This window comes from Microbacterium sp. ZW T5_45, assembly GCF_044987415.1.
Lineage (GTDB): Bacteria > Actinomycetota > Actinomycetes > Actinomycetales > Microbacteriaceae > Microbacterium.
The window spans coordinates 1-21,720 of the sequence record NZ_JBJDRJ010000037.1 but is presented as its reverse complement, the minus strand read 5'-3'; the positions used below and the strand labels follow the sequence as shown (position 1 = coordinate 21,720).

21 protein-coding genes are annotated in these 21,720 nt (G+C 70.1%); 6 read left to right on the top strand and 15 right to left on the bottom strand.

Features of this window, described 5'->3' with window-relative positions; genetic code table 11:
• Positions 1 to 202: 202 nt before the first annotated feature.
• From ACI3KS_RS16005 to ACI3KS_RS15985, 5 genes are all read right to left on the bottom strand, one after another.
• The gene (locus ACI3KS_RS16005; RefSeq protein WP_404919535.1) at positions 203 to 3,160 is read right to left on the bottom strand and encodes a glycoside hydrolase family 2 TIM barrel-domain containing protein; all 2,958 of its coding nucleotides are present in this window, start codon (positions 3,158 to 3,160) and stop codon (positions 203 to 205) included.
• Entirely contained in the window at positions 3,157 to 4,089 is a 933-nt protein-coding gene (locus tag ACI3KS_RS16000) for a carbohydrate ABC transporter permease (RefSeq protein ID WP_404919549.1), read from the bottom strand. The genes ACI3KS_RS16005 and ACI3KS_RS16000 overlap by 4 nt, the downstream gene beginning before the upstream one ends.
• Entirely contained in the window at positions 4,083 to 5,009 is a 927-nt protein-coding gene (locus ACI3KS_RS15995) for a carbohydrate ABC transporter permease (RefSeq protein WP_404919534.1), read from the bottom strand. Before ACI3KS_RS15995 ends, ACI3KS_RS16000 begins: the two co-directional genes overlap by 7 nt.
• Before the next feature lie 71 nt (positions 5,010 to 5,080).
• Positions 5,081 to 6,439, bottom strand: a complete 1,359-nt coding sequence (locus ACI3KS_RS15990; protein WP_404919533.1) for an ABC transporter substrate-binding protein — start codon at positions 6,437 to 6,439, stop codon at positions 5,081 to 5,083.
• 186 nt (positions 6,440 to 6,625) lie between these two features.
• Positions 6,626 to 7,384 (bottom strand): FadR/GntR family transcriptional regulator, encoded by a 759-nt coding sequence (locus tag ACI3KS_RS15985; RefSeq protein ID WP_404919532.1) that lies wholly within the window; start codon positions 7,382 to 7,384, stop codon positions 6,626 to 6,628.
• A gap of 113 nt (positions 7,385 to 7,497) precedes the next feature.
• On the opposite strand from ACI3KS_RS15985, the gene dgoD reads away from it, so the two are divergent.
• The 3 genes from dgoD (at position 7,498) to ACI3KS_RS15970 (ending at position 9,966) form a co-directional block, all read left to right on the top strand.
• Entirely contained in the window at positions 7,498 to 8,643 is a 1,146-nt protein-coding gene (gene dgoD / locus ACI3KS_RS15980; protein WP_404919531.1) for a galactonate dehydratase, read from the top strand.
• 61 nt (positions 8,644 to 8,704) lie between these two features.
• Positions 8,705 to 8,929, top strand: coding sequence for a 4-oxalocrotonate tautomerase family protein (locus ACI3KS_RS15975; RefSeq protein ID WP_404919530.1), 225 nt, complete (start codon positions 8,705 to 8,707; stop codon positions 8,927 to 8,929).
• 227 nt (positions 8,930 to 9,156) lie between these two features.
• A complete protein-coding gene (locus ACI3KS_RS15970; RefSeq protein WP_404919529.1) occupies positions 9,157 to 9,966 on the top strand; it encodes an SDR family NAD(P)-dependent oxidoreductase in 810 nt (269 codons plus the stop codon).
• Here ACI3KS_RS15970 and ACI3KS_RS15965 read toward each other — a convergent pair.
• The 10 genes from ACI3KS_RS15965 to pcaH are packed head-to-tail and all read right to left on the bottom strand — an operon-like array spanning position 9,963 to position 18,882.
• Entirely contained in the window at positions 9,963 to 11,561 is a 1,599-nt protein-coding gene (locus tag ACI3KS_RS15965; protein ID WP_404919528.1) for a GMC oxidoreductase, read from the bottom strand. The genes ACI3KS_RS15970 and ACI3KS_RS15965 overlap by 4 nt on opposite strands.
• Before the next feature lie 25 nt (positions 11,562 to 11,586).
• Positions 11,587 to 12,330, bottom strand: coding sequence for an MFS transporter (locus ACI3KS_RS15960; protein ID WP_404919527.1), 744 nt, complete (start codon positions 12,328 to 12,330; stop codon positions 11,587 to 11,589).
• A 43-nt stretch (positions 12,331 to 12,373) separates the two neighbouring features.
• Positions 12,374 to 13,543 (bottom strand): thiolase family protein, encoded by a 1,170-nt coding sequence (locus tag ACI3KS_RS15955; protein ID WP_404919526.1) that lies wholly within the window; start codon positions 13,541 to 13,543, stop codon positions 12,374 to 12,376.
• Positions 13,540 to 14,175 carry a 3-oxoacid CoA-transferase subunit B gene (locus tag ACI3KS_RS15950; RefSeq protein ID WP_404919525.1) on the bottom strand — a complete coding sequence of 212 codons (636 nt, stop codon included), beginning with the start codon at positions 14,173 to 14,175 and terminating at the stop codon, positions 13,540 to 13,542. The genes ACI3KS_RS15955 and ACI3KS_RS15950 overlap by 4 nt, the downstream gene beginning before the upstream one ends.
• Entirely contained in the window at positions 14,172 to 14,924 is a 753-nt protein-coding gene (locus tag ACI3KS_RS15945; protein ID WP_404919524.1) for a 3-oxoacid CoA-transferase subunit A, read from the bottom strand. The genes ACI3KS_RS15950 and ACI3KS_RS15945 overlap by 4 nt, the downstream gene beginning before the upstream one ends.
• Positions 14,921 to 15,313, bottom strand: a complete 393-nt coding sequence (pcaC, locus tag ACI3KS_RS15940) for a 4-carboxymuconolactone decarboxylase (protein ID WP_404919523.1) — start codon at positions 15,311 to 15,313, stop codon at positions 14,921 to 14,923. Before pcaC ends, ACI3KS_RS15945 begins: the two co-directional genes overlap by 4 nt.
• A complete protein-coding gene (locus ACI3KS_RS15935; RefSeq protein ID WP_404919522.1) occupies positions 15,310 to 16,092 on the bottom strand; it encodes an alpha/beta fold hydrolase in 783 nt (260 codons plus the stop codon). Before ACI3KS_RS15935 ends, pcaC begins: the two co-directional genes overlap by 4 nt.
• Complete coding sequence (locus ACI3KS_RS15930; protein WP_404919521.1) at positions 16,085 to 17,461, bottom strand: lyase family protein; 1,377 nt, start codon at positions 17,459 to 17,461, stop codon at positions 16,085 to 16,087. The genes ACI3KS_RS15935 and ACI3KS_RS15930 overlap by 8 nt, the downstream gene beginning before the upstream one ends.
• A gap of 39 nt (positions 17,462 to 17,500) precedes the next feature.
• On the bottom strand, positions 17,501 to 18,061 hold the full coding sequence (gene pcaG, locus ACI3KS_RS15925; protein ID WP_404919520.1) for a protocatechuate 3,4-dioxygenase subunit alpha: 561 nt from the start codon (positions 18,059 to 18,061) through the stop codon (positions 17,501 to 17,503).
• Between the two features lie 2 nt (positions 18,062 to 18,063).
• Positions 18,064 to 18,882 carry a protocatechuate 3,4-dioxygenase subunit beta gene (gene pcaH, locus ACI3KS_RS15920; RefSeq protein WP_404919519.1) on the bottom strand — a complete coding sequence of 273 codons (819 nt, stop codon included), beginning with the start codon at positions 18,880 to 18,882 and terminating at the stop codon, positions 18,064 to 18,066.
• A 110-nt stretch (positions 18,883 to 18,992) separates the two neighbouring features.
• Between pcaH and ACI3KS_RS15915 the strand changes: the two genes are divergently transcribed.
• From ACI3KS_RS15915 to ACI3KS_RS15905, 3 genes are all read left to right on the top strand, one after another.
• A complete protein-coding gene (locus tag ACI3KS_RS15915; protein ID WP_404919518.1) occupies positions 18,993 to 19,760 on the top strand; it encodes an IclR family transcriptional regulator in 768 nt (255 codons plus the stop codon).
• 65 nt (positions 19,761 to 19,825) lie between these two features.
• The gene (locus ACI3KS_RS15910) at positions 19,826 to 21,001 is read left to right on the top strand and encodes a 4-hydroxybenzoate 3-monooxygenase (RefSeq protein ID WP_404919517.1); all 1,176 of its coding nucleotides are present in this window, start codon (positions 19,826 to 19,828) and stop codon (positions 20,999 to 21,001) included.
• 366 nt (positions 21,002 to 21,367) lie between these two features.
• Positions 21,368 to 21,720: nuclear transport factor 2 family protein (locus tag ACI3KS_RS15905; RefSeq protein WP_404919516.1), on the top strand; the 353-nt coding region annotated here is incomplete at its 3' end.

Sequence of the window (21,720 nt, the reverse complement as noted above, 5' to 3'; positions counted from 1 at the left end):
GACACGCAGCGTCAGAACTCGTCACAACGGTGCGCGACGGCATCCGTATCGATATACTCCTGCATCCCCGTCCGGGTGACGCCGACGCCCCCGCCGAGCTACGACGCCCCCGCTGATTTACGTGAATCAGCGGGGGCGTCGTAGCCGAGCAGGGGCGTCGGCGTGCGATGACCGCAGGCGAGCGATGGCCGTCGGCGCGCGCTCAGCGCACCCGGAAGGTCACCGCATAGTCGAACGTCCGCGGCAGCAGCTGCGCGTTCGGCAGAGCGCCCGGTCCGCATGATCCGGAGCCCAGTCCGCTCTGGCCGGCGTCGAGATTGAGCCAGATCCGCCCGGATGGCCGCAGATCGTACGGATGCTGCGCCGCGTCGAGGTCCTCGCTCGTCCACCGACGGACCGTGAAGTCCACGTGGGTATGCGCCTCGATCTCGAGGCTCCGACCGGCGCCCGAGAGGGCGAGCCGGCGGGCGTCGATGCGGTTGCCGTTCTCCTGCGGCATCAGATACGGGGTCTGCATCTCGTCGACTCCTCGCGACCACCGCCCCAGCCGAGCCGCGGTGCGACTGTCGGCATACGCCTCTCCGGGGCCGGGCCCGTACCAGTCCACCTCGGCGAACTCCTCCGGCAGTGCCATCCGCATTCCGAACCGCGGCAGCGGGACATCCCAGTCACCGAGGGGCTCGGCGTGCACCGCGAGGCTCACGGCGTCGGCGGATGCCGTCCAGCGCAGGCGCGTGCGATAGCCGAGGTCCGAGCCGTCGAAACCGAGCCGGCCCACGACCTCGATGGCTTCGGCATCCGTCGTCACGCCGTGCACGACATGGCGAGGTCGGTGGAGTCCGATCTCGCGCCAGCGCGGCTCACGCGGCTCCCAGGAGAACGCCCGGTCGTTGTCGATCACCGCCCGCCAGGTGTCGAACTCGGGAGCCGACACCTCGATGCCGCCGAGCGAGAGCAGCCTCCCCTGCGGGGTGAACCGTGCGGCTCCGAGCAAGATCCCCTCGTCGTCGCCCACGGCGCTCACGCCCGAGGCGAGAGCGGATTCGGGAGCTGCGGCGAGCACGAACTGCTCCCACGCGACCTCGTGCCCGGCAGCCGCCCACCCCGTATCCGCGGAGAGCACCGCGCGCACCGTGAGCACCCGCTCGCCGCTCGTGTCATCGAGCGCCGGCAGCTCGATGCCGACCGGCGCCGATGCGCCTGCCGGCACCGCGCCGACCTCACCACGACCCGAGTCCACGACGGCGCCGTCGACGAGCAGTTCCCACATGACGTCGACGTGCGACAGGTCGCGGTGGTCATGCTTGTTGTGCACCTGGACGCCGGGAGGCGTGCGGCTGAAGGCGATCGGCTGGAAGACCCGCGCCAGTTCGTGCAGCGCGGGGCTCGGAGTGCCGTCGGGGAAGACGATCCCATCGGCGATGAAGTTGCCGTCATGGCGCTCCTCGCCGAAATCGCCGCCGTACCCGAAGTACTCGCGGCCGTCGGCTGTGCGGGTGCGCAGGCCGTGGTCGAACCACTCCCAGGTGAAACCACCCGCCAGACGGGGATACCGCTCGAAGATCTCCTGGTAGTCGGCGATGCCCCCGGGGCCGTTGCCCATCGAGTGCACGTACTCGCACAGCAGGAACGGCATGTCGCGCCGACGTGCGTCGAGATCGGCGTCCGGGAACGGCGCCTCCTGCCGCTTGCCCAGCAGCTCGAGTTCCCGGTGCGTCGAGTACATGCGGCTGTACACGTCGACGTACTGGCACGACCAGTCGCGCTCGTAGTGGAGCAGCCGCGATGGATCGCGCAGCTTCGTCCAGCGAGCCATCGCGCCGAGGTTCTCCCCCGTGCCGCACTCGTTGCCGAGCGACCAGATGATGACGCTCGGGCGGTTCTTGTCGCGCTCGACCAGGCGCTGCATGCGGTCGACGAGCGCCGGCTCCCAGCGCGGGTCCTCGGTCGGGTTGCCCGGCAGCTTGTGGAACCAGTCAACGGGGAAGAATCCGTGCGTCTCGAAATCGCACTCGTCGATGACCCAGAGGCCCAGTTCGTCGCACAGTTCGAGGAAGCGCGCCGCGGGCGGGTAATGGCTCGTGCGCACAGCGTTCACGTTGTGCTGCTTCATCATGACGATGTCGCTGCGCATCCGCTCCTCCGACACCACTCGTCCGGTGTCGGGGTCGTAGTCGTGCCGGTTCGTCCCACGGAACAGCACAGGGGCGCCGTTCACCCGGATCACGCCGTCGACGATCTCGACCCGGCGGAACCCGAGTCGCAGGGCGATCGTCTCGCCCTCGCCGACCAGCTGTCCGTCATACAGTCGCGGCTCCTCGGCGGACCACGGTTGGACCGGCATCCGCACGGTCTCACCGGCGGCGACGTCGATGCCGAGCTCGGGAACGACGACGCGGGCCGGGGCGGACGCGTCGACGCGCAGGATGCCGTCTCCGGAGGGCGCGTCGTAGTCGGCGTGCACGAAGTGGTCGTCGATCGCGCCGACGGGGCGGCCCAGCAGGCTCACGCTGCGGAAGATCCCCGACAGCCACCACATGTCCTGATCCTCGAGATAGGTCCCCGACGACCACTGGTGCACGCGCACCTCGAGCAGGTTGTCCCCGCCCCTGCGCACCAGATCGGTCACGTCGAACTCGTGGCGAAGACGGCTGCCGGACGCGACACCGACCTCCTGGCCGTTGAGGCGCACGAAGCCGATCGAATCGATGCCGTCGAAGCGCAACAGCATCCGTTCGACGTCCCACTCGGCGGGTACGGCGAACGTGCGCCGGTAGTCGCCGGTCGGGTTCTCGGCCGGCACGTACGGAGGATCCACGGGGAACGGGTACGCACGGTTCGTGTACGCCGGCGCACCGAAGCCGTGCAGCTGCCAGTGCGACGGCACGGGGATGCTCGTCCACTCGGCGTCGGCGGCGTCCGCTGAGGCGTCCGGCCCCGCGGGGTGGAACCGGAAGTCCCACGTGCCGTCGAGACTCAGCTCCGGAGCATCCGATCGCGCATGGGCGCGCGGCGGCAGCGCTCCGCGCGAGGGGAACAGCTCCTCGTACGGGGCGAACGGCCGGTCCATCGGCACCGGCTCGTGCGTGATGGCGCGCTCGCGATCGGTCGCGGCCAGGTCACGGGCGACGCGATCGTTCATCGCACTGAGGTTGTTCATTCCTTGACGCTTCCTGTGGTCAGGCCCGAGGTCCAGTACTTCTGCAGGTACAGGAAGATCACGACGAGCGGGAGGATCGAGACGAGCGAACCGGTGATGACGGTGGAGAACTGGGCGGATGCTCCGCCACCCGCCTCGCTCGCGGCCTGCAACTGCGCGAGCCCGAGGGTGAGCGGGAACAGGTCGGGATCGGTGAGCATGATGAGCGGCAGGAAGTAGTTGTTCCAGGTGTGCACGATCGCGAACAGCAGCACCGTGACGATGCCCGGCACCATGATCCGCAGACCGATCTGCGCGAAGATGCGGAACTCACCTGCGCCGTCGATGCGCGCAGCCTCGAGCAGGGTGTCGGGGATGGACTCCTCCGCGTAGATGCGCATGAGGTAGACGCCGAACGGGCTCACGAGCGACGGCAGGATGATCGCCCATACGGTGTTGGTGAGCCCGGCGCCCGCGAACAGCAGGTAGGTCGGGATCGCCAGCGCCGTGGTCGGGATCATGATCGCGCCGAGCACGACCGCGAACAGGAACTTCTTCGCGGGGAAGTCGTACTTCGCGAACGCGTATCCGGCGGCGGCCGACAGCAGCGCCGCGCCGACGCCGCTGACCAGCGCATAGAGGACCGTGTTGCCGATCCACTGGACGAAGACGCCGTCGCGCGTCGTGAACAGCTGCGCGAGATTGTCGAAGAGGTGGAACTCGCCCGAGAACCACAGACCGAAGCTCGAGAAGAGCCCGGAGTTGTCCTTGGTCGACGCGATGATCAGCCAGAACAGCGGCAGCAGGAAGTACGCGGCCGCCACCCAGATCACGACGGTGAGGACGGTGCTGCGCTTCTCGCCGGGCGCGAGTCCCGGGGCGGCGCGACGGCGGCGACGCGGTTGGACGGCGGGCGATGCCGCGGTGAGCGTCGGTGCGGCGGTCACGATCGGGCTCCCTTCTCCCGACGCGCAGCCGACAGCTGGAACACGTACGAGACGATCATGATGATGAATCCGAGCAGGAACGCGACAGCGGCCGCGTAGTTCACGTCCTGGTTCGTGAACGCCAGGTTGTAGGCGTAGAGGTTCGGCGAGAACGACGACCCGATCGCGTTGGGGGCGATCTCATAGAGCAGCTTCGGCTCGCTGAACAGCTGGAACGCGCCGATCACGGAGAAGATCGAGCACAGGATGATCGCAGAGCGGATCGCGGGGATCTTGATGCTCCACGCGATGCGGAACTGACCGGCGCCGTCGATGCGAGCGGCCTCGTAGAGCTCGCCGGGGATCGACCGCATGGCCGAGTACATGATGACCATGTTGTAGCCGACGAACTGCCAGGTCACGATGTTGATGATCGAGCCGAGGATGTTGTCCGGCGAGAGCAGTGCCGGCGAGCCGAGACCGATCGCGCGCATGACCTGCGCGATCGGCCCGAAGTTGTCGCCGTAGAGGTAGCCCCACATGAGGGTGGCCACGACGCCGGGAACCGCGTACGGCACGAAGATCGCGAGCCGGGCGAAGCGTCCGCCGCGCACCCGCAGCGAGTCGAGGGCGAGCGCGAACACCAGCGCGAGGACCAGCATTATCGGCACCTGGATGATGAGGAACAGGCACATCCTCAGCACGCCGCCGATGAAGCGATCGTCGCTCAGCGCTCTCGCGTAGTTCTCGAACCAGACGAAGGAGTCGCCGCCGATGAGCTGCACCTTGAACAGGCTCAGATAGCCCGCGTAGAACAGCGGTGCCAGCAGCATCGTGGCGAACAGGATCATGAACGGCGCAATGAAGAGATACGCCGCGATGTACTTGCGGCGCTTATCGCTTCGGATCTTGCGGATCTTGCGGCCGAGAGCGGGGGTGCTCATCGGGGAGGGCCTTTCTGGAACGGGTCGATGCGGAGACGAGGGGCGGACGCTGACGCCCGCCCCTCGCGCACTCACGGGGTGACGACGGTGAATCCCTGCGACTCGCCGTAGGTGACGAGCTCGGTCTTCCACTCTTCGAGGGCCGCCAGCAGATCGCCCTTCTCTGTGATCGCCGCGCCCAGCGTCTCCTTGAAGCTCGAGCTCGCGAAGTCGTTGTACGGCAGCCACTGCCAATCGGCGGCGACGGTCTCGGAGATGTCGGCGAAGACCTCGTTGACCTTCTGTCCCGCGTAGAACTCCATCTCCTGGTCGCGCACCGCCGGCGCGTCCAGGGTCTCGAGCAGCGACGGGAAGATGAACTGCTCGGTCGCCAGGCTCTCGGTGGCCGCGGCGTCGGTCGTGAGGAACTTCACGAACTCCGCGGCGACGATCGCCGAGTCGGAGTCGGCGGTCACGGCGATCGAGGATCCGCCCTGGTTGCCGGATGCCGGTGCCGAGGCATCCCACTGCGGCATGGGCGTCGCCTGCCAGAGGCCGCTCGTGTCGGCGGCGGTTCCCTGCAGGAAGACCGGTCCCCAGGCCGCGGCGAGCCAGCTCGCGTACTTGCCGCTCGCGATGCTCTGGTACCAGTTGTCGTCCAGCTGCGGGGCGGTGTCGACGAGGTCGCGCTGGATCAGGTCGTCCCAGTAGGAGATGACCTGCGTGACCTCGTCGGACTCGAGGTCGATCGTCACGGTCTTGTCGCCGTCGAAGGCGAACGGGCGTGCACCCGCCTGCCAGAGCAGGGCGAGGATCGGCGAGAAGCTGTTGCCGGGGAGATCGGAGATGTACGAGCCGGTCTTCTCCTTGATCGCCGCTGCGGCCTCGGCGTACTCGTCCCAGGTCTCGGGGACCTCGACGCCGGCCTGGGCGAAGATGTCGGTCCGGTACAGCTGACCGGTGGGTCCGAGGTCCTGAGGCAACCCCCAGACGCCGTCATCCGTCGCGACCATGCCCCAGGCGGAGTCCGCGAAGGAGTCCTCGAGGTCGGCGGCGCCGTACGGCGTGAGGTCGAGCACGCTGCCGGTGAGCGTGAACGAGGGCAGGAACGAGTACTCGATCTGCACGACGTCGGGGACGTCGCCGGACTTCACCGCCGCGCGCAGCTTCTGGTACTGCGCCGTCGCGCCACCCTGGTTCGACAGCTTGACCGTGATGGCCGGGTGCAGTTCCTCGAACGCGTCGATCTGATTCTGGATGTCCGGCACCCACGACCAGAAGTCGATGGTCGTCTCGGTGCTCAGCGCCTCGTCGATCTGCTCCTGCGTGACGGTCTCGGTCTCTCCGGCCGAGCCGGAGGTCGAGGGCGTGCCGCAGGCGGTGAGTGCGAGAGCCGCGGATGCGGTCAGGGCGCCGAGCACGAGCCCACGGCGACGTCGCATCGTGGTCATTTCTGTCCTCCTCTGGGGGCGGCACACACGAGACCCCCATCGGTGGGGAGTGGTGCCGGTTGCTGTGCACCGCATCCGACCGCACGGCCCTCGCGGCCCGAACACGGACCGGAAGGACAGCGCTCACGGCGTCAGCGGCGTACGCATGACGTTAGCACACGATATGAGGGAAACGTATGCCTTAAATCAGTTGGAGGATCGGAAAGGGGTGCTCGCGCCATCGGCGGCGACCGAGAGGATGTCGATCTCGTCCAACGTCGCGACGAGGATCGACCGCATGATCGCGTACGCGGCGTCGGGGTCGCGGCGCTGGATCGCGCCGGCCACGTCGACGTGCAGCTGCAGCGCGACGTCGGCGGGACGGTCGGGCACGAGGCCGTGCTCCGTGCGACTCACGAGCATCTGACCGATCAGCCCGTCGAGGCGCGAGAACATCGCGTTGCCAGACAGGGCGAGGATCCGCGCGTGGAACTCCACGTCGAGCGCGAGGAAGAGCTCGTCGTCCCCCTGCTCACCGGCAGCCCAGAGCCGCCCGGAGAGGGCGATCAGCTCGCTCACCTCCTGCGAGGTGGCGCGGGATGCCGCGAGTCTGGCCGCCTCGGGCTCTATCGCGGCGCGCAACTCGACCATCGACGACAACTGCTCCGCGCGATCAGGGGAATCGAGGCGCCAGCGGATCACCTGCGGGTCGTAGAGATTCCACTCGGACTCGGGCAGCACGACCACGCCGATGCGACGACGCGAGGCCACCAGGCGCATCGACTCGAGGACGCGGACGGTCTCACGGGCCACCGAGCGCGAGATGCCGCATCGCTCCTCGATGTCCTCGAGCGTCAGTCGTGCGCCGGGCGCCAGGTCGCCCCCGCAGATCAGGCGCCCCAGTTCGTCGAGGGCTCGGGTGTGCTGGCCGGCCAGGGAGACGATCGCGCTCGCGTCGGTGGTCATGACCTAAACGCTAACAGCCCACGAGTTGCAAAAAGGCATACGTTATTGTCATGCTTTAGCAATAAATGGCAGCGACGTCGTCCGATGGCACGTCGCCAGACGATTGGGATGACGTGCAGATAGCGCGAATCGAGACCTTCCTTGTGCCCCCGCGGTGGCTTTTCGTGCGGGTGGAGACCGACACCGGAGTCGTCGGATGGGGCGAGCCGGTCGTCGAGGGTCGCGCCGAGACCGTGCGCACCGCTGTCGAGCAGCTCTCCGAACTGCTGATCGGCCAGGATCCGCTGCGCATCCAGGATCACTGGCAGGTCATGACCAAGGGCTCGTTCTATCGCGGAGGGCCCATCCTCTCGAGCGCCGTCGCCGGCCTCGATCAGGCGCTCTGGGACATCGCCGGCAAGGTCGCCGGGCTCCCCGTGCACGTGCTGCTCGGCGGCCCCGTGCGCGACCGCATCCGCATGTACGGCTGGGTGGGCGGCGACGAGCCGGCCGAGGTCGCCGACGCGATCGCCGCTCGCGTCGAGTCGGGTCTCACCGCCGTGAAGATGAACGCCTCCGGTCGTTTCGACCGGATCTCCAGCAACCGCGACATCGACGGCATCGTGTCGCGGGTCGCGGCCGCCCGCGAAGTGCTGGGTGACATCGGCGACGTCGGCGTCGACTTCCACGGACGCATCAGCCTTCCGGACGCCCGCCGCATCCTGCCCGCGCTCGAGCCGCTGCGGCCGATGTTCGTCGAGGAGCCGACGACACCCGAGAACAGCCACCTTCTGCGACGACTCACCGAGAGCACGTCGATTCCGATCGCCACCGGCGAGCGTCTCTACGGCCGGAACGAGTTCCTCCCCGTCCTGCAGGCGGGCATCGGGATCGCTCAGCCCGATCTCTCGCACGCGGGTGGGATCTCAGAGGTGCACCGGATCGCCAGCCTCGCCGAGGTCTTCGACGTGCAGCTCGCTCCGCACTGCCCGCTGGGGCCGATCGCCCTCGCGGCCAGCCTGCAGATCGGGTTCGCCGTGCCGAACTACTTCATCCAGGAGCACAGCATCGGCATCCACTACAACGAGGACGGCGAGGTGCTCGACTACGTCGCCGACACCTCGGTGTTCGACCACCCGACCGGGTACATCGAACGGCTCACCGCCCCGGGCCTCGGCATCGAGATCGACGAGAATGCGGTGCGGGATGCCGCGAAGCGCGGACACGCGTGGCGCGGGCCGATCTGGCGGCACACCGACGGCAGCTTCGCGGAGTGGTGACCGGTACTCTTCTTGCCAGCGAGGATGCTCGACCGCCGGCATCCGTGATCCGGAGGACACCATGCCGAACATCCGCGTCGAACTGCTCGCAGGACGCACCACCGCGCAGCGCCGCGAGTTCGCGGAGGCGGTGACGCAGGCCGCCGTCGACGTGCTGGGCGCCCGACGCCCCGATGTGCGCATCCTCTTCGAGGAGGTGCCCGCCGACCACGTCGCGAACGGCGGCGTGCTCGCCTCGGAGGACGAGAGCCGGGCGGCGGTGCTGGCGAAGATCGCCGGGTCCTGAACGGCCCGCATCCGAGCGGCCGGCATCCGAGCATCCCCGCGCGTCCACGCCCCCGCTGAGCTACGACGCCCCCGCTGATTCACGTGAATCAGCGGGGGCGTCGTAGCTGAGCGGGGGCCTCGGCGGCATGAGGTCGCGAGGCCCCCCGCCACCCGCGTCAGCCGCGTCGATACCGCGCATCAGCGATCCCGCTCACCGCGACCGCCGCGACTCCCTAGCCTGGGCAGATGGACCCGTCGCTCCCCGGACTCGCCGGAACAACCGTCGTCGTCACCGGCGCAGCACGCGGGCAGGGGCTGGCACAGGCCCTGCACCTCGCTCGGTCGGGCGTGAGCGTGATCGCGGCCGACCTCGCATCCGCTGGGCCCGAGGCCCTCGACCATCCGGGCATCGCGTACCACCGGCTCGACGTGTCCGCCGACGACGACTGGCAGCGGCTCGCGGAACAGCTCGGGAAGCAGCTGCACGGGCGTCCGCTGCGAGGGCTCGTCCACAACGCCGGCATCACGCACCGAGCCCGCCTCGGACACGTCGCCCACGAGGACTGGCAACGTGTGCTCGACGTCAACCTCACCGGTCCCCTGCTCGGCACTCAGTCGCTGACGCCGCTGATGGGCCCCGGGTCGTCGATCGTCTGCATCGGCTCATCCGCCGCGCTCATGGGCCACTACCCGGTCGCATACACCGCGTCGAAGTGGGGCCTGCGCGGGCTCGTGCACGCGGCGGCGACGGAACTCGGACCCCGAGGCATCCGCGTGAACGCGGTGCATCCCGGTTTCATCGAGACGGAGATGACGGCATCCGCCCCCGCCGCGATGCGCGACGCGCAGCTCGAGCTGACGCCTCTCGAGCGTTTCGGAGAGCCGGACGACGTCGCCGACGTCGTCGCGTTCCTGCTCTCCGATTCCTCCGCCTACGTGACCGGTGCCGAGATCCCGGTCGACGGCGGCTTCGCCTCGAGTTCCGGCGCCAAGCTCATCTCCGACCGCATCGCCGGGCGCCGACCCTCCGTCGCGGCACCCGGCGACATCCTTTAGCCCGCACGAACCTCGTCCGCGAGTGCTCCGCCCGCGAGCCGCCCCGCGAGCGCCCGCGCCCCGCGGACGGCGATCGCGACGCTCGTCAGGGTGGGGTTCATCGTGTTCGCGGTCGGGATCAGAGCGTTGCCGCCCACGACGAGGTTCTCGAAGCCCCACACCCGCGAGTACGGGTCGGCGACCGACTCGGCCGCATCGGTCCCTGCGCGCATCGTCCCCATGAAGTGCAGGCTCGAGCCGTTCGGCAGCAGCCGCGGCCCGGCCACGAAGGTGCCCAACGCCGCCCCTGCGCGACCGAGCCGTTCGGTGGCAGCGGCGATCTCGGCCTCTTCGACCTCGGTCAGCGCATACTCGATCGTCATGTTCGGAAGTCCGCGGTAGTCGAGCTCCTCGTCGCTGAAACGCACGCCGTCCTCCACGCGCGGGCGCTTGCGCACGCCGTAGCCCATGTTCACGAAGCCCCAGCGGTTGCCGGCCGCCGGGTGATCGGGCGCGAGGGGGAACGGCGGCGTCTCGGCGTACATCACCTGCAGCGAGAAGGGGTGATCGGGCTCCGAGAACGGGATGCGGTTCACCGCGGCGACGGGATCCGCCGGGTTCTGCGCGCGGCGCGCCAGCTCGCCGGCGAGTTCCTCGTCGGTGACGCGGGCGGCCATCCGTTCGGGATCGAGAGCGACGGTGGAGATCACGACGTGATGTTCAGTGAGATACCGCCCGAGTGGCGCAGGACGGATGCCGCTGGCCCACAGCAGCTGCGGAGAGCGGAAGGCATCGGCGGCCACCACCACGGCGTCGGCTGCCACGACCGTGGTCTCGCCGGTGCGCAGGTCCTCGACCGTGACCCCGGTGACGACGCCGCCGTCGTGCTCGATGCGACGCACCAGCGTGAGGTCGCGCAGCTCGAAGCGCGAGGACAGCTCGCTCGTGTCGTCGAGGAGCGGACCGAGCACGGTGTCGGCTCCGGCCCAGCGCATCGAGCCGTCGGGCTGCGGGTCACCCGCGACGGGGAGAGTGCTCACGCCGTAGCCGTCGGGGAGTTCGGCGCCGAATTCCGCGGTCAGCAGGTCGCGGATCGCCGCCCCGACCGGCGACGCGGTGAACGCCGCGCTCTGGTGGTGGAGAAGCCCCTCGGCGGTGGAGATGAGCTCTTCCCACTCCTCGTCGTCGATGAACGGGAGCTTCTCGCTGAACGCCGGCCGCGGGATCGCGCACGTCCAGTGCGCTCCCTGTCCCCCGACGTTCGTGGCGGCCGCAGCGGCGGGGGACGTCGGCGCGTGCGCCGAACCCTCGCCTCCGAAGTCCAGCAGATGGGTGCCCTGCCGCGCCGTGAACATGCCCTCGACCACGGCACCGGCCGGGATGCCGAGCGACTCGCGGAAAGCGCCGGCCTGCGGGCCCTGCGACATCTCCCGAGCCCTGGCCTTCTCGTCGGGGTCGACGATGTTGCGGACGCTCGACCCGGCGGGCGTCGTCACCTGCGGCCCCGCCTCGAACATCACCACGCGGGCGTGCGGAGCGTTCTCGAGGATCGTCCGCGCATAGGCGGATCCGATGGGGCCGCTGCCGACGATGGCGACGAGGGGTGAGTCGGTCATTGTTCTCTCCTTCGAGACGGGTCGGTCAGGCGGCCGGGACTGCGGACTCCTGCACGGATTCGGCAGGATGCTCGTCGGACAGGCGCCCGGCCGGAAGCAGGATCGCCGCGATGATGCCGAGGGCGTAGACCCCGGCGAGGACGGCGAAGATCGGAGCATACACGTCGTGGTAGATCAGGGCGACAGCGTCCTGCACGGCATCCGTCGATCCGTGCACGAGCTGTGGCGTCAGGGTCGAGGCGTCCAGCGAACTCGGCAGCAGCGCCGCGACCCCGAAGCCGACCACCCCGCCGACGACCGCGGTGCCGAGCGTCGATCCGATCTGCCGCACGAGATTCGTCGTCGCGGTGATCGTCCCGAGGGCCTCGCGGGGCGCTGCGCTCTGCACGACCGTGAAGATGAGGTTCATGAACGCGCCGGTGCCGAGACCGACGAAGGTCATCACCGCGGCCGGCGCCCAGAGCGGCAGTCCCAGAGGGAGCACCGACATGCCGAGCATCCCGATCGCGCCGAGGATCGTGCCGATGATCGGGTAGACGCGATAGCGGCCGGTGCGACCGACGAGGAATCCGGTGACGAGATTGCCGACGAGCATGCCGAGGACCGTCGCGATCGGGACGACGCCCGACACGGTGGCGCTCGTCCGGTACGCCATCTGGAAGTAGGTCGGCAGGTACGACGTCATGGCAAAGAGGCCGGTGCCGATGATCGCCGACAGGGCGAGGCAGGCCACGATCGTCCGGTCGCGCAGCAGCGGCAGCGGGATCACCGGCGCAGCGGCGCGGCGCTCGATGAAGACGGGACGCTTCCGGTCACCGCTCCAGCACGAGCGCGAGCCCTTGGCCCACACCGATGCACAGCGCCACGACGGCCACGCCGCCACCCCGTCGCTTCAGCTCGTGCGCGGCGCGGGCGACGATGCGCCCGCCCGATGCGCCGAGCGGATGCCCGATCGCGATCGCACCGCCGTGCACATTGAGCTTCTCGGGGTCGAGTTCCGGCCACCCGGCGAGGCAGGCGAGCGACTGCGAGGAGAACGCCTCGTTCAGCTCGACGAGGTCGACGTCGGCCCACGTCCGGCCCGCACGGGCGAGGGCCCGGTTCGCCGCCTCGACCGGGGCGACACCGAACACGTCGGGGTCGTTGCCGAACACGCCTCGCCCGGCGATGCGCGCGAGCGGCTCGGCATCCAGCGCGTTCTCCGCACCGATCAGCACCGCAGAGGCGCCGTCGTTGATGGGCGAGGAGTTGCCCGCCGTGACCGTGCCGTCGGCGGCGAACAGCGCCCGCAGACCACCCAGCTTCTCGAGCGTGGTGTCGTCGCGGATGCCCTCGTCGCGTGCGAGCTCGACACCGGGCAGCGGCACGATCTCGCCGTCGAAGACCCCGTCGGCCCACGCCTGAGCGGCCCGGCGGTGGCTGCGCAGTGCGAACGCGTCCTGCGCCTCCCTGTCGATGCCGTAGATCCTCGCGAGCTTCTCCGCCGATTCGCCGTTCGAGATCGCCCACTCCGCAGGAAGCGCCGGGTTCGTCATCCGCCACCCGATCGCCGTGTTCCACATGGTCTGGTTGCCCACCGCGGAGAACGGCTTCGCCGCCTTCTCGACCACGAAGGGCGCACGGCTCATCGACTCGACGCCGCCGGCCAGCACGATCTCGGCATCACCCGCCTCGATCGCGCGCGATCCCTGGATCACGGCTTCGAGGCTCGATCCGCAGAGCCGGTTCACCGTCGCGCCCGGCACGGTCGTGGGGAAGCCCGCGAGCAGCGCCGCGAACCGCGCCACATTGCGGTTGTCCTCCCCCGCCTGGTTCGCGTCGCCCAGGAGCACGTCGTCGATGCGCGCCGGATCCAGACCGGTGCGCTCGACGATCGCGCGCAGCGTCACCGCCGCGAGGTCGTCGGGTCGGATGCCGCTGAGCGCGCCTCCCGCGCGGCCGAAGGGCGTGCGAACGGCGTCGAAGACGAACGAAGAGGTCATGACAGCTCCAGACCGGTGAGCGAGCGGAGGGTTTCGAGGGTGTTGTCGCCGAACGCCTCTCGGATGACGAAGCGGCCGTCCGAGACGTCGAACACCGCATGGTCGGTGTAGACGCGGGTCACGCAGCCGACGCCCGTGAGCGGGTACGTGCAGGCGGCGACGAGCTTCGAGGTGCCGTCCTTGGCGAGCAGATCGGTCATCACGAACACCTGCTTCGCGCCGATGGCCAGGTCCATGGCACCGCCGACGGCCGGGATTGCCCCCGGAGCGCCGGTCGACCAGTTCGCGAGGTCGCCGTTCTGGGCGACCTGGAAGGCACCGAGGACGCACACGTCGAGGTGTCCGCCGCGCATCATCGCGAACGAGTCGGCGTGGTGGAAGTACGCCGCCCCCGCCAGCGCGGTGACGGGCTGCTTGCCGGCGTTGATGAGATCGGGGTCGATGCGATCGGATGCCGGCGCAGGGCCCATGCCGAGCAGACCGTTCTCGGTGTGCAGGATGATCTCGAGATCCTCTGGGAGGAAGTTCGCGACGAGAGTGGGGGCGCCGATCCCGAGGTTGACGACCGCACCCTCGGGGATGTCGGCGGCGATCCGGGCCGCGAGCTCTTCGCGGGTGATCCGGGTGGTCATCGCGCTTCCTCCTCGTTCGCGGCCGCCAGCGGCCGCCCCTCGATGTCGACTCCGCCGATGAACCCCTCGTCGCCGAGCCAGGCGCGACGGCCGACCGCGACGACCCGGTCGACGAACAGTCCGGGTGTCACGACGGTCTCGGGGTCGATCGATCCGAGAGGAACGATCTCGTCGACCTGCACGACCGTGGTGGTGGCGGCCGAGGCCATGACCGGTCCGAAGTTGCGCGCGGTCTCGCGGTAGACGAGGTTGCCCCAGCGATCGGCCGCGCGGGCACTGATGAGGGCGACGTCGGCGGTGATCGGGTACTCGAGCACGTAGCGGCGACCGTCGATCGTGCGCTCCTCCTTGCCCTCGGCCAACTGCGTGCCGACGCCGGTGGGCGAGAAGAACGCGCCGATCCCGGCCCCGGCGGCACGGATGCGCTCGGCGAGGTTGCCCTGCGGCACGATCTCGAGCTCGATCTCGCCTGCGCGGTAGAGGCCGTCGAACACCCAGGAGTCGTGCTGGCGGGGGAACGAGCAGATGATCCGCCGCACCCGGCGCTCGGCGAGCAGGGCCGCCAGCCCGGTGTCGCCGTTGCCGGCGTTGTTCGACACGATCGTGAGGTCGCCGGCCCCCTGCGCGATGAGCGCATCGATGAGCTCCACAGGCTGCCCCGCACGACCGAAGCCGCCGATCATGATCGTCGCCCCATCCTGGATGCCGGCGACCGCGGCCGCGGCATCCGTCACAGTCTTGTCGATCATGACGCGTCCTCGTTCGCGAAGACCTCGCCCGCGATGCGGAACGCGGTGTTCGCGGCCGGAACGCCCGAGTACACGGCCGACTGGAGGATGACCTCGCGGATCTCGTCGACGGTGAGGCCGTTGCGCAGCGCCGCGCGCAGGTGCATGGCCAGCTCCTCGTGGTGCCCGTGCGCGATCAGGGAGCTGAGCACCGCGACCGAGCGCGATCGGCGGTCGAGGCCCGGTCGCGACCACACGTCACCCCAGGCCACTCGCGTGATGAAGTCCTGGAAATCGGCGTTCAGCGGCGTGGTCGCCGCGATCGCGCGGTCCACATGCGCGTCGGAGAGCACCTCTCGGCGCACGGCGAAGCCCTGCGCGCGGCGCTCGTCGTCGGTGAGTCCGGTCATGGTCGGGTCCCTTCCGAGAAGAAGCCGGTGAGCACTGCAGCCACGGCCGCGGGGTCGTCGACGGGTGCGAGGTGCGAGGCGTCCGCGATGCCCGCGGCCCTGCCGTCGCGCACGCCGTCGGCGATCTCGCGTGCGGATGCTTCGGGCGTCACCTGGTCGTGTGCGCCCCACACCGCGAGCACGGGAGCGGTGATCTCGCCGAGCCGGCCGCGCACGTCGTACCCGGCGAGCGCCTCGCAGCAGAGCGCGTAGCTCTCGTCGTCGGCGTTCTGCAGCACGTGCAGCAGTCGACCGGTGAGGTCGGGGTGCGCGGCGATCGAGCCGGGTGCGAACCAGCGCTGTGCCGAGCCGATGATGAGTGACGAGGTCGACTGCGCGCGCACCTGGGCGGCGCGGGCGCGCCAGCTCTCGGGTTCGCCGATCGCGGCCCCAGAGCACAGGATCGACGAGCGCTCGACGAGCGACGGATGCCGCAGCAGCAGCTCGAGTCCGACTGCCCCGCCGAGCGAGACGCCCGCATAGCGGATGCGGTCGATGCCGTGTTCGTGGAGGGTCGCGGCCAGCCGATCGGCGAGGTCGGCGACCGTGAAGGCCTCCGCGGCCGGCGCCGCAGCTCCATGGCCGGGGAGGTCCCAGGCGATCACCCGATGGGTGGCGGCGAGGGTGGGCGCGACCTGCTCCCAGAGGATGGTCGAGGTGCCGAGCGAGGGGCCGAGCACGAGGACGGGAGCACGCTCGGGTCCGATCGGCTCGGTCAGCGCGATGCCTTCGTCAGTCATGGGCTTCCTCGTCTCGCCTCGCGGGGTTGCTTCCGCCCTCGGTCCCTGAGCGAGGAGCGGAGCGACGAGTCGAAGGGCGCTCAGGAACCGGGGTCTGAGGGAGGCCGGTGTACTTCGCCGGGTCGAGCAGGTCGTCGACGTCGATGTCCTCCGGGAGCGCCTGCAACGCGGCGCGCAGATCGCCGCCCGCCGACACCTCCGCGATCAGCGCGTCGAACCGCGCGCGTCCGATCAGCGGCACGAGCACGATCGCGAGTCGCTCGCTGACGATCAGCCCGCCCGAGAGAGCGAGGTTGCGAGCTCCCGCTGCACGGTCGACGCGCAGCCCCGCGGCGAGCGACGCCCCGTGGGCCGAGGCGCCGAGCGCCAGCCGCAGCAGCTCCCGCAGCGCCGGCCACTCCGCATGCCAGGCTCCGTCCGGACGCTCGTCGACGGCGAGCGCCGCGGCGAGATGCAGCGTCGCGCCGAGCTGCGGCGCCCGCAGCGCGGCGGAGCGGATCAGCGTCGACGCGACGGGATTCTGCTTCTGCGGCATCGCCGACGAGCCGCCGCCAGCGCCCTCCGACAGCTCGCCGATCTCGGTGCGCCCGAGGGTCGCGACGTCGGCGGCGAGCTTGCCGAGCGCATCGACCGCCTGCACCAGGGCATCGCCGAGTTCCGTCACCGGCCACCGGGTCACCTGCCATGACCCGTCGATCGCGAGAAGCCCCGCCCGCCGGGCGAAGGCGGCCGCGAGAGCGCGGGCACCATCGGCGGAACCGGTGATCTCGACGAACGAGGCACTCGTCCCCGCCGCCCCCGACAGCTGAGCGGGCAGCTCGAGCCCGTCCAGGCGTGACGACGCGCGAGCGAGCGCGCGCCGCCACACGTCGATGCGCGCGCCGATCGTGAGGGGCACGGCGTGCTGGGTGAGCGTGCGGGCCGCGACGACCTCGCCGCCGCGCTCCTGTGCGAGGCGCTCGAGCGCGTCGCCGGCATCCGCGAGCCTCTGATGCACGAGCGCCACCGCCTCGCTCGCGACGATCATCAGCGCGGTGTCGACGATGTCCTGGCTGGTCGCTCCGCGGTGCACCCAGAGGCGCAGATCGTCGGCCAACGGATGCTTCAGCCGCGCCACGAGCGGGATGATCGGGTTGCCCGCGGCGACGGCATCCGCCGCGAGGCGCGCGACGTCGATCTCCGCGCCGACCTGCGCGAAGGCGGCGTCGATCGTCGACAGCGACTCGGCGGACAGCATCCCGATGTCGGCATAGGCGCCGACGAGTGCCGCCTCGGCCCGGACGAGGGCCGCGAGCACGGCGGCGTCGCCGACGGCGTGGTCGTGCCCGACCGTCACCGGAGCGAGCAGTCCCTCATCGACACCGGTCATCGCCGCATCCCTCCGTCAGCTCTCCAGACCCCACAGCCCTCAATAGACAAGGAACACCGTCTCGCCCTCGCCCTGCAAGCGGATGTCGTGCGTGAGCCATCCGTCGGCCGTTCGGGTCGCGATGAGGGTGGCGCGCTCGTCATCGGACAGTCCCGAGAGAAGGGGATCCGCGGCGAGCGCCTCGGCGTTCTCGGGCAGGTAGATGCGCGTGTGCAGCTTGTCGGGCAGCCCCCGCGCGTAGACGATCGCGGCGAAGAAGGGCGCCTTCCCGGTGGATGCGCCGGGGTTTCGCGTCCAGAACTCGTATCGTCCGTCGTCGTTCGTGAACGCCCGCCCGAACCCGGTGAAGGTGTGGTCGTCGCGACGGAAGGCCCCGCGGGCGCGCGGCACCTCGCCGTCGGCATCCGCTCCGAAGATCTCGATGAACGCGTCGGGGATGGGGTTGCCCGCTCCGTCGCGCACGGTGCCGGAGAGCAGGATCGCGCCGGCCGAGTGCGGGAACGCGACCTCTTGCATCTTCGGGTACTCGACGCCATAGGCGAAGAACGGTCCGACGGTCTGTCCGGGTGTCGGCCGATGCGTGCGTGCGGGGGTCGCCATGATCAGTCCTCCTCCTGCTCGAACCAGGTCGCATCGGGTCCGTCGACGACGATGTCGAAGCGGTAGCCGGTCGACCACTCCGGCGAGGTGAGGTCGTGGTCGTAGACGCCGATGAGGGCGTCGCGGTCCTTCTGCCGCCAGATCGTGTTGTAGATCGGATCGAGCGCGAACAGCGGGTCGCCGGGGAAGTACATCTGCGTCACCAGGCGCTGCGTGAACGACGAGCCGAACACCGAGAAGTGGATGTGCGCGGGACGCCACGCGTTGACGTGGTTCTTCCACGGGTAGGGGCCCGGCTTGATCGTCGTGAACGAGTACTCGCCGCGGTCGTTCGTGATCGCACGGCCGGCACCGGTGAAGTTCGGGTCCAGCGGAGCCGGATGCTGGTCGCGCTGGTGGATGTAGCGCCCGGCCGAGTTCGCCTGCCACAGCTCGATGAGCTGGTTCGGGATCGGGCGACCCCAGGAGTCCAGCAGCCGCCCGCGCACCGTCATCCGCTCGCCGAGGGGCTCGCCCGCGTGCTGGATGGTGAGGTCGGACTCGATGGCGGCGACGTCTCGCTGCCCGAACGCCGGTGACAGCAGCTCGATCGTCTCGGGGTCGACGAGCTTCGGATTCTTGGTCGGATGCCGCAGGATGCTCGAGCGGTACGGACGGAAGTCGTGCATGGTCGCGGGGAGCGACTCCCCGGCAGCCTCTCGTGCGGCGAGCCCCGCGTGCAGATCCTGGATCTCGCGGGTGATCTCGCCCTGCGTGACCTGATCGGGCGAGGCCAGCAGCGTCTCGGGGGCGGCGGCTGTCGTTCCGGATGAGACGGTCATGGGTGTCTCCTTCGACACGGCGGGCGGTGGTGACAGCATCCTGTCTCCCCTCCTCCTCACCCTGTGGCCGATTCCCACTGAATGGGAACCGGGTGTGCGAGGATTCCGGCATGGCCAACTCCTCGTCCGGCGATTCCGTCACCGAGCGCCTGATCCGCGTGCTCGAGACCTTCACGCCCTCCCGCTCGGTGCAGACCGCAGCCGAGATCGGGCGTCGGGCAGGACTGCCCGCTTCGACCGCGCACCGCATCGTCGGCGAGCTGGTCGAGGCCGGGATGCTGGAACGCGACGACGACCGGCGCATCCGCATCGGAATGCGCCTGTGGGAGCTGGCGACCCGGTCCTCGCACGCGCTGCGCCTGCGGCAGGCGGCGCTGCCGTTCATGGAACGGGTGCAGGCGCGCGTGCGCGAGCACACGCAGCTGGCGATCCTCGAGCAGGATGAGGCGCTGTTCCTCGAGCGCCTGAGCAGCCCGGAGTCCGGATCGAACGTCACGAGGGTCGCGGGCCGACTGCCCCTGCACGCCTCCTCCTCGGGGCTGGTGCTGCTCGCGTACGCCGACCGCGCGCTGCAGGAACGCGTGCTGGCAGGGCCTCTCCCGGCGGTGTCGAGCGAGACCATCACGGATGCCGCCGCTCTGCGCCGCAAGCTCGCCGAGGTGCGCGCGGTCGGACACGCGAACGCTCCCGGGTACATCGAATCCGTATCGACGGGTGTGGCCGTGCCCGTGCACGACGAGACCGGAGATGTGGCCGCCGCGCTGTCGGTGGTGCTGCGCCGCGACGACGCGGTCGAACCCGCGCTGCGCGAGCTGCTCTCGGCCGCGCGCGAGATCGAGCGCGCGCTCGGCGGGCGGCGGAGTCCCATTCAACGGTAGATGCGGCATCCGCTCGGATCGCCGCGCCCACAATGGCTGGCGACACGTCCGTCGAAGGAGACGCCATGACCACCACCGTTCGCACCCGGGTCGCCATCGTGGGCGCGGGGCCCGCCGGGCTCCTGCTCTCGCACCTGCTGGCGGATGCCGGCATCGAGTCGATCGTGCTCGATCGCCGCAGCCGCTCCGAGATCGAGTCGACCATCCGCGCCGGCATCCTCGAACAGGAGACGGTGCGCGTGCTCACCGAGACGGGCGCGAGCGAGCGCGTACTCGAGGTGGGCAACCGACACGACGGCATCGAGCTGCGGTTCGAGGGCGAGGGGCACCGCATCGACTTCCCCTCGCTCACCGGGCGCAGCGTGTGGCTGTACCCGCAGCACGAGGCGCTGAAGGATCTCATCGCCGCACGCCTGGCCGGTGGGCAGGACCTGCGCTTCTCGACCGAGGTCACCGGGGTCGGCGACGTCGAGACCTCACCCTGGGTCACCGCGACGACGGCCGATGGCGACGAGCTGCGCATCGAGGCCGAGTTCGTGGTCGGCGCCGACGGCTCGCGCAGCGTCGTGCGCCCCGCGGTGACGGGCTCGGCCCGCGGATACTTCCGCGAGTACCCGTTCGCGTGGTTCGGCATCCTGTGTGAGGCGCCGCCGAGCAGCGACGAGCTGATCTACAGCAACTCCGCCGACGGCTTCGCCCTCATCAGTCAGCGCAGCGCGACCGTGCAGCGCATGTACTTCCAGTGCGATCCGGATGCCGACGCGCAGGCGCCGAGCGAGGCCGAGATCTGGGACACCCTGCAGCGTCGGGTGCCGGGGACGACCCTCACCGAGGGGCCGATCTTCCAGCGGGACGTGCTGCGTTTCCGCAGCTTCGTGGCGCACGAGCTGCGCCGCGGCAGGGCGGTGCTCGTCGGCGACGCCGCCCACACGGTTCCGCCGACGGGGGCGAAAGGCATGAACCTCGCGGTCGCCGACGTCGTGCTGCTCGACAGGGCGCTGCGGGCGCTGCTGCTCGAGAACGACGCCCGGCTGATCGACGCGTTCGCCGAGACCGCGCTGCGGCGCATCTGGAAGGCGCAGCACTTCTCGTGGTGGATGACGAGCATGCTGCACACGGCCTCCGACGCGAGCGACTTCGACCGGCGCCGTCAGGTCGGCGAGCTGCGCTCGGTCGTCGAGTCTTCGGCGGGGCAGACGTTCCTCGCCGAGGCGTACACCGGCTGGCCGCACGAGGCCTGACGCCTGGGGTGCGGTTGCTGCACACCGCTTCCGCCGACGCCCCTGCGGCCGGAGCGGTTCCGCACATCACTTCCGCCGACGCCCCGGCTGAGCGCCCACGCCCCCGCTGATTCCCGTAAATGAGCGGGGGCGTCGTAGCTCAGGCGGGGCGTCGGCGGCAGGGCACCCACGCGCGGACGGGTTCCGGGGCTCGGCGGGGCGTCGGCGGCAGGGCACCCACGCGCGGACGGGTTCCGGGGCTCGGCAGGATGCCGCGGCGGGCACGGAGCCCGGCTCGCCCCGCAGAAGGAATGCCCCGCCGCCACTCGACGTTCTTCCCTGCGTGCCGCGGAGACCCGCGACCGTCACCCGGGAAGGACCCCTCCGATGGCATCCGTGATCGATCTGCTGCACGCCAACCTGCACCGCGTCTTCGGCAACCGCGACGCAGCGGCCCGCCGCTCCGCCATCGATGACACCTTCACCGAGGACGTGGTCTTCCACGACCCAGAGGGCTCGGCGACCGGACGCGATGAGCTCGAGGCCAAGGCCGCCGCCCTGATCGACGGCGCCCCTGCGGACTTCGAGTTCGTCGAGGACGGCATCCCCTACATCGGCGACGACACGGGAGCGCTGGCCTGGACGTTCGGCCCCGCCGGCGCACCGGTCGCCCGCGGCATCGACATCATCACGGTGCGCGACGGCCGCATCGCCGAGCTGCGCACCCTGCTCGCCCCACG